This window comes from Citrobacter sp. Cpo126 (assembly GCF_030332445.1).
GTDB lineage: Bacteria > Pseudomonadota > Gammaproteobacteria > Enterobacterales > Enterobacteriaceae > Citrobacter > Citrobacter portucalensis.
The window spans coordinates 122,932-135,326 of sequence record NZ_JAOWHT010000032.1; the positions used below are offsets into that span (position 1 = coordinate 122,932).

Here is a 12,395-nt window from a genome sequence, read left to right on the forward strand (position 1 = left end):
ACGTGCGTTATCCCGTAAAGAGTTTGCCATCCCGGACAAGATCGCGCGGGTAACTATTCTTCAGTCGCGATCCAATGCGTTTTGCCAGACCGATCGGCTGATGCTGGAACGTAACCAGTACGTCGTCACTCGTCGGTGCGGTTTGCGGGTAAACATCTCTACCGCGATACCACTCTTCCGCTTCGGCAAGGGTCAGTTCGAATGCATGGCTGTGGTTCGGGTCGGCGAGGGCGATAACGGCCTCATGCTGCCAGCGATACCCTTTATTGTGGGTTTCGGCCAGTTTGATCCCGAGTCGAGAAAAGCGAACCTTGCCAATCAGAGGTTCAATTTCAGTCGGGAACAGCCAGATCTCTTTATCGCGCTGCCACAGGCGCAAATTATCTTCCCACTGCAGTCCACAAGCGCTCGCGGCTTGCGTGACAAGCGCAGATTCGCGTCCTTTAAGCGGGCTAAACGGGAAGTTTCCGACTTTGTACTTCGGCGCAGGTAGTGCAGGGATTGCAGCTGTTTTGCGTAAACGCGCAACGAAGAAACCTTCGCAATCGTAAATCTGCGGGAATACATGCAGGAATCCTTCCGGCGTCAGGGCGCGTTCGGCCTGCGGAAATAAATCGCCCAGAGGTAAAAACTCGACGGCATCAGGGTAGGTCTCTATCAACCACTGCATGATATTTTCATTTTCGTCACGATTAAGCGTACAGGTCGAGTAAACCAATGTGCCACCGGGACGCAGGGCGTGGAAGGCGCTGTCGAGCAGTTCGCGCTGGGTTGCGGCAATTTCCAGATTACTTTCTACGGACCAGTTTTTTAGCGCATCGGGGTCTTTACGCACCACGCCTTCACCGGAACACGGTGCGTCGAGCAATATGGCATCAAATGATTCCGGCAACGCAGCGCCAAATACGCGTCCGTCAAAATGGGTCAGGGCGACGTTGGCTATCCCGCAACGGCTGATATTGGCATGCAGGACTTTGACGCGACTGGCAGAAAACTCATTCGCCAGAATGGCGCCTCGATTATTCATTTTTGCGGCAATTTGCGTGGTTTTGGAGCCGGGGGCTGCCGCAACATCCATTACGCGTTCCGGGGTATTGCCTTCGGCGAACAGTGCTGCGACTGGCAGCATTGAACTGGCTTCCTGAATATAAAACAGGCCACTTAAATGTTCTGCGGTGCTGCCGAGCGGCACTGACTCTTCATCATCACGCTCGATCCAAAAGCCTTCAGCACACCAGGGAACCGGAGTGAGAGACCAGTTGTAAGGTGCTGTCAGCGCGAGGAAATCGGCAACGGAGATTTTCAGCGTATTGACGCGAATGCTGCGGCGCAACGGGCGCTGACAGGCAGCGAGAAATTCATCGAATGAGAGCGTGGAAGGCATTGCTTCACGCATTTGAGTCAGAAAGGCGTCGGGAAAATAAGCCACTTGGTACCACCGGCAAAAAAACAGGTGCGCAGTGTAGCATAAGTGCTCCGGCGCGCGTACGCCGGAGCAAGTGGAGAGGTTAACGTGGCAGGGCGGTTCCCCATTCACGCCACTCTTTAGGTTCACTTTCCAGCAACAGGAAGTGTTTACCTGCCTGCGCTTTCGGAGCCAACGGTGTACCCGGTGGAGTCGCGAAGGCGATGCCGCCGCGGATGAACTGATTGAAGGTACCGGTCTTCACGACACCGCCGGTCAGGCCGAAGTCGAGATTGTAGCCGGATGCCAGCCAGAACACGGAGTTGTTGCGTACCAGATGCTGATAGCGTTGGCTAATGCGCATGGCAACCATCACACGATCGGAAAGCGAGCCCAGCGTCAGCCCGGTGACGGTCCCCACTTCAATACCTCTGAACAACACCGGGGTTCCGATATTCAGCGAACCTGCTTCTGGTGCTTCAACCACAATACTCAGACCATCGAGGTAACGAGAGTCGGTAATGGTGGCTTCCTGCAGCTCAAAATCACGGCGCGGATTACCGCGTCCTGGTTCAACGTTGATATATGGCTGCAGGATTGTATCCAGATGCTCCACGCCCGCTGCCGAAATTTGCGGGGTGATCACGGAGAAACGGGTACCGCTTCGCGCGAAGGTCTGCACGTATTCCGGGTACAGAACCGCTTTTGCCTGAACTTCATTACGGGCGGTGATCAGCTCAAGCGTCTGGATCTGTCCGATATCGATTCCCAGGTAGCGAATTGGCATGCCAGCAGCGAGTTTACCGGCATCGAACGCATGCAGCGTTATCTGGCCGCCGACCGCACGCGCGGCGGTTTCCGAAGCATACAGAATACGCTTGTCACCTTTACGTTGACTGGCGCTGGCTCCGCTTAAATTATCGAAGCTAATCGCCCCTTTCAGCGCGCGTGAAAGGGGAGATGCCTGTACGGTTAATCCGCTGCCGTTAAGCTGAACTTTTGCTCCGCCTTCGGCCCAGAACACGCTGTTGCTGGTCAACAGGTTGCGATATTCCGGTTTGATATGCAGATCGATATCAAACGCATCGGCGCGAGGACGAACGCTAATCACTTCACCGACCTCGAATTTGCGGTAAAGCACCACCGAGCCAGCCTGTACATCAGGTAGCGTTTCGGCGCTCAGGCTGACCGTAGTGGTTGGCAGATCGCTCAGACTGTTTTCAATCGCTTTCTCCAGGTTAGCGTAAAGCGGGTAGCTTTTTTTCATTTCACCTTTAGTACCGGGCAAAATACGAATGCCGCCGCTGAGCCACTCACTGGCGCTGGCGCCAAGGAACTCCACGCCATCAAGTCCGACTTTGACATCCACGCGGCTGTTCACCACGAACTTACTGTCACCCTGCACCAGGTCACGATGCTGTGGTTCAACAGCAACGGTAAATGAGACGCCTTTGCTGGAAAGCGTACGCTCAATCACCTGACCGACCTGTACGCCGTGAAGAATTAGCGGTTGGCCAGCATCAATACCGTAACTCTCCGGCGCGGTCAGCGTAAACGTCATGACGCCTGGGTCGTGTAACAACGACTTCTCAGCGGGAATAACGACAAACTGGTTACGCGGCTCGCCTTCGCCAGGTACTAGCTCGAAAGTTTTACCTGTTAGCAGCGAACTGAGATTCACATCGCTTAACGATAATTTAGGGCTGTGTAACTCAATTCGTGTGTTGTCACGCAGCAGCGTTACGACGCTGGGATCGACTGTCATTTCGCCGGTGACTTTACCGCCTGGGTTTAAATCCAGTTTTGTGAGCTGACCGACTTCTAATCCTTGATACATCAGCGATGTTGAGCCTGCTTTGAGTCCATCTCCGCTGGGTAAATCAAGCTTGACGATTACTCCACGCTGGCTGTGCGCGAGATCCTGATATAGACCAAACGTGTCGTCTGCCGCAGCAGGTTTTGAGTCTTCGGGTGAATCAAAAGCAATGGCACCGTTGACCAGCGCCGCCAGACTCTCCAGTTTTACCTTCGCACCGCTAAGGCTGACATCCGCATTTACACCGGAGACGTTCCAGAAGCGGCTGCCTTTTTTCACCAGATTGGTGAAGCGACGTTCAATCAATACATCGATGGTTACGCCCTGATGGTTCGGGTTGATGGTGTAGTCATAGACCCTGCCCACCGGAATCTTACGGAAATAAACCAGTGAACCGCTATTAAGCGATCCGAGATCAGGGGCGCGCAGATGCAGCATTAAATCGCCATTATCCAGACGATACTTGGGCTGGGTGTCGAGGGCGACGAAATGATCCTCGGCCTCGCCAGTACCGGGCATCATGCCGATATAGTTGCCGCCAACCAACGCATCCAGACCAGAAACCCCAGCCAGCGACGCCTTCGGCGTGACCAGCCAGAACTGGGTATCTTTGCGCAGAGCATTTTTCATGCTCGATTTGATGCTGACGCGGACTTCAATTTTGCGCAGATCTTTGCTGAGGTTGATATCCTGCACCGTGCCCACTTCAACGCCCTGATAACGAACGGGAGTACGGCCTGGCACAATGCCGTCCGCAGACATAAAGTCAATGGTCACGGTATTGCCGCGATCTTCATAGCTTCCCCAGATAAGCCATCCTGCGATCATCAGCGCGATGAACGGCAGCAGCCAGAACGGGGATATACGGCGTTTTGTTTTAATCTGCGCTTCAGTCTGCGAAGCGGGCGTTTCCTGACTCATGTGCATCCCAAAGTAAGCGGCTGTCCAGCCATTCCACAGCAAGAATAGTCAATATTACCGCTGCGCCGAAATAAAACGCAGCCGGTCCCATAGTGAAAGCAAGTATCTGATCGCGATTTATCAGCGACATGGTTAACGCGATAACAAAGAGATCGAGCATTGACCAGCGGCCAATCCAGGTCACCATACGCAGTAGTTTTATACGGGTGCGCAACCCTTGTTCACAATTAAAGTGGATGCTGAATAGCAACGTAAACATCACAATCACTTTGGTGAATGGCACTAATATACTGGCGATAAACACGATCGCCGCTACGCCGACATTACTGTTTGCCAAAGACATTATGCCTGACAGGATTGTGTCTTCCTGCCGGCCGCCGTTGACATAAATTATCGAGATGGGCAGCAGGTTAGCGGGCAAAAGCAGGACAATCGAGGCCAGCAGTGCCGCCCAACACTTTTGGATACTTTGATTTCTGCGCCAGCGCAACGGGATATGGCAGCGAGGGCAGCGACCGCGGGCATCCGGATAACCTGTAAAATGGCAGCCGAGGCAGACGCGGAGCTTTTCATCGGGCCGACGAGCCGGTCTTTGCGGGTAGAAACGGTCCCAAAGCTGCTCAACGTTAAGATGCGACAGCGTCAAAATACTGAGGATCACCAGCGCAATAAAAGCAAACAGCCCCACGCCAGGCTGCAAAAAAGCATAGTCCTGAACCTTGATTGATGCGACGCCGATACCCACCAGGTAAATATCGAGCATCACCCACTCTTTGAGCCTTTCCAGCATCAGCAGCACCGGGCGCAGGTTCATCCCGAGAATATTACCAAACCACAGATAAGCGATTGAGGTCACGAGAATTAGTGGCGCACCAGCGACGCAAAAAAGCACGAAGGAGGCGGTGAGGGGATCACCTTGTCGGGTCATTTGCCAGATGCCTTGCATCACATTGGCATCAATGCGCACACCTAATAAATAGATGTGCAGGAGTGGCTCTCCCCAGGCAAAGGGCATCAGCAGCAACATGGTGAAAGCCATTGCCGCCAGTCGCGTTAACGACCAGTCGCGTCCGTCACGAATTTTTGCCTGGCAGCGTGGGCAAAAGGCACTTTGGTGCGAACGAATTTTAGGCAAGCTAAATATCAGGTCACATTCAGGGCAGCGATGATAATGTGCACGAGGTAGTGCCTCACCGATGGACCTGATGGCTATTTTTTTAGTTGGCGTGATGCGTGGTGTCGTTAAGGCCATGTATCGCGAATCAAATTGTTGAAGTAATGTTATCTTAACTCATGACGGGAATGATCTTGAGCATTAACGCATTTAATGTTTATTTTAGTAGGCTGCAGTTTTAAGTAAGACAACTAAGTGATTATATAATGAACAAAATAGAGCTATACACGGATCTGAACCGTGATTTTCAGGCATTGATGGCAGGTGAAACCAGTTTTCTGGCAACGCTGGCGAATACCAGCGCATTGTTGTACGAGCGTCTTGCAGAAGTGAATTGGGCCGGTTTTTACCTGCTTGAGGACGATACGCTGGTGCTTGGTCCCTTCCAGGGCAAAATTGCCTGCGTGCGGATCCCGGTAGGGCGCGGTGTGTGCGGTACCGCAGTGGCGCAGAACCAGGTTCAGCGTATTGAGGACGTACATGCTTTTGATGGGCACATCGCCTGTGATGCCGCCAGCAACGCTGAAATCGTCCTGCCGATCGCTGTCGACAATCAGATAATCGGTGTGCTGGATATTGATAGCACGGCATTTGGCCGCTTTACTGAAGAAGATGAACAAGGTCTGCGTACGCTTGTGGCACAGCTTGAAACCGTGCTTGCAACGACGGATTACAAAAAATTCTTTGCGCGCGTCGCAGGATAATCAACGGATAACGTAGCAATTACTGATGACGTCATTATAATGTCGCCTGTTCATGCCTGCGCTTGTTGGCTACGTCCGTTGTAATCAGGAAATTTCATGGAAAATCAACCTAAGTTGAATAGCAGTAAAGAAGTCATCGCGTTTCTGGCCGAACGCTTCCCGCAGTGTTTTAGTGCGGAAGGCGAAGCGCGCCCACTGAAAATTGGCATTTTTCAGGATCTGGTAGAGCGTGTTGAGGGTGAAATGAACCTCAGCAAGACGCAGCTCCGTTCTGCCTTACGTCTCTATACTTCAAGCTGGCGCTATCTGTATGGCGTTAAATTGGGTGCAACGCGTGTTGATCTCGACGGCAACCCTTGTGGTGAGCTGGATGAACAACATGTTGAACATGCTCGCAAACAGCTGGAAGAAGCTAAAGCCCGTGTTCAGGCGCAACGCGCAGAGCAACAGGCGAAAAAACGCGAAGCGGCCGCTGCCGCCGGTGAAAAAGAAGACGCCCCGCGTCGCGAGCGTAAGCCGCGTCCTGCACCGCGTCGTAAAGAAGGTGCTGAGCGTAAACCTCGCGCTGAAAAACCAGCAGCAAAAGCACCGCGTGCTCCTCGCGAAGAACAGCATACCCCGGTATCTGATATTTCAGTACTGACGGTAGGGCAGTCTCTGAAGGTGAAAGCAGGAAATAATGCGATGGATGCCACCGTATTAGAAATCACCAAAGATGGCGTCCGTGTACAGCTGAATTCGGGTATGTCTTTGATTGTACGCGCAGAACACCTGTTGTTCTGAAACGGAGGCCAGGCCTGGCATGAACACTTTTTTTAGGCTTACTGCGTTAGCTGGTCTGCTTGCATTAGCAGGCCAGGCACTTGCTGTGGAAGACATCACGCGTGCCGATCAAATCCCCGTTTTAAAGGAAGAAACCCAGCATGCAACGGTAAGCGAACGTGTGACGTCGCGTTTTACGCGATCACACTATCGCCAGTTCGATCTGGATCAGGCGTTTTCGGCAAAAATTTTTGACCGCTATTTGAATTTGCTCGACTACAGCCACAACGTGCTGCTGGCTAGCGATATCGAACAGTATGCAAAAAAGAAAACGGTCCTCGGCGATGAACTGCGCACCGGCAAGCTGGATGTCTTTTACGATCTCTATAATCTGGCGCAAAAACGCCGATTTGAACGTTATCAGTACGCATTAAGCGTACTGGCACGTCCAATGGATTTCACCGGTAACGACACCTTTAACCTCGACCGAAGTAAAGCGCCGTGGCCGAAGAGCGAAGCAGAGCTTAATGCGCTGTGGGACGGCAAGGTTAAATTTGACGAACTCAGCCTGAAGCTGACCGGTAAAACCGATGCGGAAATCCGCGAAACGCTGACGCGCCGCTACAAATTTGCGATTCGCCGTCTGGCGCAGACCAACAGCGAAGATGTGTTCTCACTGGCGATGACAGCGTTCGCCCGTGAAATCGACCCGCATACTAACTATCTCTCTCCGCGCAATACCGAGCAGTTCAATACTGAAATGAGCTTGTCTTTGGAAGGTATTGGCGCGGTTCTGCAGATGGATGATGACTACACCGTCATTAACTCCATGGTAGCAGGTGGTCCGGCAGCCAAGAGCAAAGCGATCAGCGTTGGCGATCGTATTGTCGGCGTCGGGCAGACGGGCAAGGGCATGGTCGATGTGATTGGCTGGCGTCTGGATGATGTCGTGGCACTGATCAAAGGGCCTAAAGGCAGCAAGGTACGCCTTGAAATTCTGCCTGCCGGTAAAGGTACCAAGACACGCACTGTGACGCTAACGCGTGAACGTATCCGTCTCGAAGACCGTGCCGTTAAAATGTCCGTGAAAACCGTTGGCAAAGAAAAAGTCGGCGTACTGGATATTCCTGGTTTCTATGTTGGTCTGACTGATGATGTCAAAGTCCAGCTGCAGAAACTGGAAAAACAGAACGTCAGCAGCATCATCATCGATCTGCGTACCAACGGCGGTGGAGCACTGACTGAAGCGGTTTCGCTTTCCGGTCTGTTCATTCCATCCGGCCCGGTGGTTCAGGTTCGTGACAATAACGGTAAAGTGCGTGAAGACAGCGATACCGACGGCGTTGTGTACTACAAAGGCCCGCTGGTGGTATTGGTCGATCGCTTCAGCGCCTCAGCATCAGAGATTTTCGCTGCGGCAATGCAGGATTATGGCCGAGCGCTGATCGTTGGTGAACCAACCTTCGGTAAAGGCACAGTTCAGCAGTATCGCTCCCTGAACCGTATTTACGATCAGATGCTGCGTCCGGAATGGCCAGCGCTGGGTTCTGTTCAGTACACGATCCAGAAATTCTACCGCGTAAACGGTGGCAGCACGCAGCGTAAGGGTGTTACGCCAGATATCATCATGCCGACAGGTAATGAAGAAACTGAAACCGGCGAGAAGTTTGAAGATAACGCGCTGCCGTGGGACAGCATTGATGCGGCGACCTACACCAAGTCAGATAATCTGACGCCGTTCGGACCTGAATTGCTGAAAGAGCACAATGCACGTATTGCGAACGATCCTGAGTTCCAGTACATCATGAAGGACATTGCGCGTTTCAATGCGATGAAGGATAAGCGCAACATCGCTTCTCTGAATTACGCTCAGCGTGAAAAAGAGAATAACGAAGATGACGCAATGCGTCTGGCGCGTATTAACGATCGGTTCAAGCGTGAAGGCAAACCGCTGCTGAAGAAACTGGACGATCTACCGAAGGATTACCAGGAACCGGATCCATACCTGGATGAAACGGTAAAAATCGCGCTCGACCTGGCGCATCTTGAAAAAGAAAAGCCAGCGGAACAGCCCGCAACCAGTCAATAACCTCGAACAGGCACAAGAAATTGTGCCTGTTTTTTTAACAAGTGCATGAAGACGTCAGTCTGATACGATAAAATGTAAAGTTGTGTCTTTCTGGTGACTTAGCACCTATGGATGCTTGAAAATAGTCATAAGACCCATACGATATGGGTAATCGCATAGTGCGTTTTGTTAAATTGAGGTTAAAAGAAAATTATGATGCGAATCGCGCTCTTCCTGCTGACGAACCTGGCTGTGATGGTCGTTTTCGGGCTGGTATTGAGCCTGACAGGGATTCAGTCAAGCAGCGTTCAAGGCTTGTTGATCATGGCACTGCTGTTTGGTTTTGGTGGTTCCTTCATTTCGCTGCTGATGTCCAAATGGATGGCGTTAAAGTCCGTTGGCGGGGAAGTGATCGAACAGCCTCGCAATGAAAGAGAACGCTGGCTGATGAATACAGTCGCGAACCAGGCCCGCCAGGCCGGGATCGCTATGCCGCAGGTTGCAATCTACCATGCGCCAGATATTAACGCGTTTGCTACCGGTGCGCGCCGGGATGCCTCGCTGGTGGCTGTAAGTACTGGCCTGTTGCAAAACATGAGTCCGGATGAAGCCGAAGCGGTTATCGCGCATGAGATCAGCCACATTGCTAATGGCGATATGGTTACCATGACGTTAATTCAGGGTGTGGTGAACACTTTCGTTATCTTTATCTCACGTATTCTGGCGCAGATTGCCGCTGGGTTTATGGGCGGCAACCGCGATGAGGGAGAGGGTAGCAACGGTAACCCGTTAATCTACTTTGCGGTAGCGACGGTACTGGAGCTGGTATTTGGTATTTTGGCGAGCATTATTACGATGTGGTTCTCACGTCATCGTGAATTCCATGCGGATGCAGGCTCAGCGAAACTGGTGGGTCGTGAAAAAATGATCGCCGCGCTACAGCGCCTGAAAACTAGCTATGAGCCGCAGGAAGCGACCAGCATGATGGCGTTCTGCATCAACGGTAAATCCAAATCGTTGAGTGAGCTGTTTATGACTCACCCGCCGTTGGACAAACGTATTGAAGCGCTGCGCAGCGGTGAATACCTGAAATAATTGGCAGCAGACTTAAAATAAAAAGCGCGTCGACAGACGCGCTTTTTTTATGCCTGAACTCGCGGTTGTGTGATACGTAAGCCACTCACGATTGCGGCTAGCGAAGCCAGAATACCCGCTGTTATCAACGAGACGTGTGTTCCGCTGTCGCCAAACTGATTTAGCATCAGCGCAACCAGTGCGGCCCCGGTACTCTGGCCCAGTAAACGTGCCGTTCCAAGCATACCGCTCGCGCCTCCGCTACGATCACGCGGCGCGGAGGTGATGATGGTGTGATTATTCGGTGACTGGAACAAGCCAAAACCCGCACCGCACAAAATCATTGGCCAGATGATATTAAAATCAGAAGGTGATGCGGGCAGCAACACCAGCGAAAACAGCCCACACGCCATTACTGCCATGCCCAGCGCGCCCAGCAGACCCGCATGAACACGTTCAATCAAATATCCCGCCAGTGGGGCCATCACCATGGTTGCCAGCGGCCACGGCGTCAGCAGCAGGCCCGTTTCAACCTCGCTGCGCCCGAGAACCGTTTGCATGAAAAAGGGGAGAGAAACCATCGCCAGCATCTGTGCGCTGAATGAACAGATTGAGGTACAAATAGAGAGTGAAAACAGCGGAATGCGTAGCAGATCAACCGGTAATAACGGTACTGGCAATGCGAGTTGGCGGCGGATAAAGAAAAACCCTACAACGAGAAGCCCCACAAGTTCAGCGCCAATCAGTTTTAGCGACTGTCCCTGTGCAAATCCGCTTAGTGCCGTGATTAACAAACCAAATGTTAAGGCGTTCATCACTGCGCTGGGCAGATCGAAGCGCGGTTTATTGCTACGTGATGAATTGGGTGGCAAAAAACGCATAGCCAGTAGCAGGGCGATGATCCCCAGCGGAACGTTAATCAGGAATAGCCATTTCCACGAGGCAATAGAAAGAATAGCCGCCGCAATAGTCGGACCCGCTGCCGAGGATACAGCCACGATAAAGGAGTTAATACCCATTCCGCGGCCAAGCTGGCGCTGAGGATAAATGAGTCGGATCAATGCCGTATTAACGCTCATCAGCGCCGCGCCGCCAAACCCCTGAGCCACGCGCGCTAACGTCAGCATATGCAGCGAGTCTGATAATGCACAAAACAGCGACGCCAACAGAAACACGACCAGACCACACTTATAAATGCGTCGGTAGCCAAACATATCACCTAAAAAAGAGAGCGATAACAGCGAAACAACGATCGCAATTTGGTAGGCGTTCACAATCCAGATTGAGCTGGCGGGTGAGGCCTGAAGATCGGTGGCGATAGTGGGGAGGGCAACGTTCGCTATTGCGCCGTCGAGTACTGCCATAGAGATGCCAATAACAATGGTTAAAATTGCGCCATATCGCTGGGGCAATGGCAGACCATCGGTCTGAGTTTTTTCCATAGGAAGTCAATATTGTCGGAATTTATGATGAGAATAATAATTTTAGCATTGATATTCAGGCGTTAGGTCGCAGATTTGTAACTAAGTAAGCAAAGAGCGATTGCGAGGGCTGATACGTGAAATTATAATAAAAACCGGTTCTGATTTTTATAAAACACTCGAAAGGGGTGATAAATGGCAATCGCAGATCTGGATAAACAACCTGATTCTGTATCTTCCGTGCTGAAGGTTTTTGGCATCCTGCAGGCGCTGGGTGAAGAGCGCGAAATTGGTATTACCGAGTTGTCGCAACGCGTCATGATGTCGAAAAGCACCGTTTATCGCTTTTTGCAGACCATGAAAACGCTGGGCTATGTGGCACAAGAAGGGGAGTCTGAGAAATACTCACTGACCCTGAAACTATTCGAGCTGGGTGCTCGCGCGTTACAAAACGTCGATCTTATCCGTAGCGCTGATATTCAGATGCGCGAACTTTCGCGCCTGACCAAAGAGACAGTACACCTTGGCGCACTGGATGAAGACAGCATCGTCTACATTCATAAAATCGACTCCATGTACAATCTGCGCATGTATTCTCGCGTAGGTCGCCGTAATCCACTGTACAGCACGGCTATCGGTAAAGTTCTACTGGCATGGCGTGACCGCGATGAAGTGAAGCAAATTCTGGATGGTATTGAGTACAAACGCAGTACCGACCGTACTATTACCAATACTGATGAATTGCTGGTACTGCTGGATAAAGTCCGTGAGCAGGGCTACGGTGAAGACAACGAAGAACAGGAAGAAGGTCTGCGCTGCATCGGTGTGCCGGTGTTTGACCGTTTCGGTGTGGTGATTGCAGGCTTGAGTATTTCATTCCCGACGCTGCGTTTCTCAGAGGAACGTTTGCACGAGTATGTGGCGATGCTGCATACGGCTGCGCGTAAAATTTCAGAACAAATGGGTTATAACGACTATCCGTTCTAATCTGGCGTAATAGCGTCAACTTAAAAACCCCAGGTATTTTTGTATCTGGGGTTTTTTATGAAC

Annotated in this window: 9 protein-coding genes; 5 read left to right on the plus strand and 4 right to left on the minus strand. The window is 51.8% G+C overall.

Features of this window, described 5'->3' with window-relative positions; all coding sequences use genetic code 11:
- Positions 1–7 precede the first annotated feature (7 nt).
- The 3 genes from rsmF to yebS all read right to left on the minus strand — a co-directional run bounded on the left by rsmF (position 8) and on the right by yebS (position 5,394).
- Positions 8–1,429, minus strand: coding sequence for a 16S rRNA (cytosine(1407)-C(5))-methyltransferase RsmF (gene rsmF, locus OGY17_RS09890; RefSeq protein ID WP_071992550.1), 1,422 nt, complete (start codon positions 1,427–1,429; stop codon positions 8–10).
- Positions 1,430–1,508: 79 nt separating this feature from the next.
- Positions 1,509–4,142, minus strand: a complete 2,634-nt coding sequence (locus OGY17_RS09895) for a PqiB family protein (RefSeq protein WP_286607113.1) — start codon at positions 4,140–4,142, stop codon at positions 1,509–1,511.
- Entirely contained in the window at positions 4,111–5,394 is a 1,284-nt protein-coding gene (yebS, locus tag OGY17_RS09900) for a membrane integrity lipid transport subunit YebS (protein ID WP_286607116.1), read from the minus strand. The genes OGY17_RS09895 and yebS overlap by 32 nt, the downstream gene beginning before the upstream one ends.
- A 128-nt stretch (positions 5,395–5,522) precedes the next feature.
- Between yebS and msrC the strand changes: the two genes are divergently transcribed.
- The 4 genes from msrC to htpX all read left to right on the plus strand — a co-directional run bounded on the left by msrC (position 5,523) and on the right by htpX (position 9,945).
- A complete protein-coding gene (msrC, locus tag OGY17_RS09905; protein WP_003833782.1) occupies positions 5,523–6,020 on the plus strand; it encodes a free L-methionine (R)-S-oxide reductase MsrC in 498 nt (165 codons plus the stop codon).
- Positions 6,021–6,116: 96 nt separating this feature from the next.
- Entirely contained in the window at positions 6,117–6,803 is a 687-nt protein-coding gene (gene proQ, locus OGY17_RS09910; RefSeq protein WP_286607118.1) for an RNA chaperone ProQ, read from the plus strand.
- Positions 6,804–6,822: 19 nt separating this feature from the next.
- The gene (gene prc, locus OGY17_RS09915; RefSeq protein WP_048235216.1) at positions 6,823–8,871 is read left to right on the plus strand and encodes a carboxy terminal-processing peptidase; all 2,049 of its coding nucleotides are present in this window, start codon (positions 6,823–6,825) and stop codon (positions 8,869–8,871) included.
- A 192-nt stretch (positions 8,872–9,063) separates the two neighbouring features.
- On the plus strand, positions 9,064–9,945 hold the full coding sequence (htpX, locus tag OGY17_RS09920) for a protease HtpX (RefSeq protein ID WP_003034964.1): 882 nt from the start codon (positions 9,064–9,066) through the stop codon (positions 9,943–9,945).
- A gap of 47 nt (positions 9,946–9,992) precedes the next feature.
- Here htpX and OGY17_RS09925 read toward each other — a convergent pair whose 3' ends face one another.
- The gene (locus OGY17_RS09925; RefSeq protein ID WP_048216186.1) at positions 9,993–11,366 is read right to left on the minus strand and encodes an MFS transporter; all 1,374 of its coding nucleotides are present in this window, start codon (positions 11,364–11,366) and stop codon (positions 9,993–9,995) included.
- Positions 11,367–11,540: 174 nt separating this feature from the next.
- On the opposite strand from OGY17_RS09925, the gene kdgR reads away from it, so the two are divergent.
- Complete coding sequence (kdgR, locus tag OGY17_RS09930) at positions 11,541–12,332, plus strand: DNA-binding transcriptional regulator KdgR (protein ID WP_003833778.1); 792 nt, start codon at positions 11,541–11,543, stop codon at positions 12,330–12,332.
- Positions 12,333–12,395 lie beyond the last annotated feature (63 nt).

Bases quoted from the DNA above. Each gene is read 5' to 3' on its own strand.
- OGY17_RS09925 (WP_048216186.1), bottom strand. From the start codon at position 11,366: ATGGAAAAAACTCAGACCGATGGTCTGCCATTGCCCCAGCGATATGGC.
- htpX (WP_003034964.1), top strand. From the start codon at position 9,064: ATGATGCGAATCGCGCTCTTCCTGCTGACGAACCTGGCTGTGATGGTC.
- OGY17_RS09895 (WP_286607113.1), bottom strand. From the start codon at position 4,142: ATGAGTCAGGAAACGCCCGCTTCGCAGACTGAAGCGCAGATTAAAACA.
- kdgR (WP_003833778.1), top strand. From the start codon at position 11,541: ATGGCAATCGCAGATCTGGATAAACAACCTGATTCTGTATCTTCCGTG.
- yebS (WP_286607116.1), bottom strand. From the start codon at position 5,394: ATGGCCTTAACGACACCACGCATCACGCCAACTAAAAAAATAGCCATC.
- msrC (WP_003833782.1), top strand. From the start codon at position 5,523: ATGAACAAAATAGAGCTATACACGGATCTGAACCGTGATTTTCAGGCA.
- proQ (WP_286607118.1), top strand. From the start codon at position 6,117: ATGGAAAATCAACCTAAGTTGAATAGCAGTAAAGAAGTCATCGCGTTT.
- prc (WP_048235216.1), top strand. From the start codon at position 6,823: ATGAACACTTTTTTTAGGCTTACTGCGTTAGCTGGTCTGCTTGCATTA.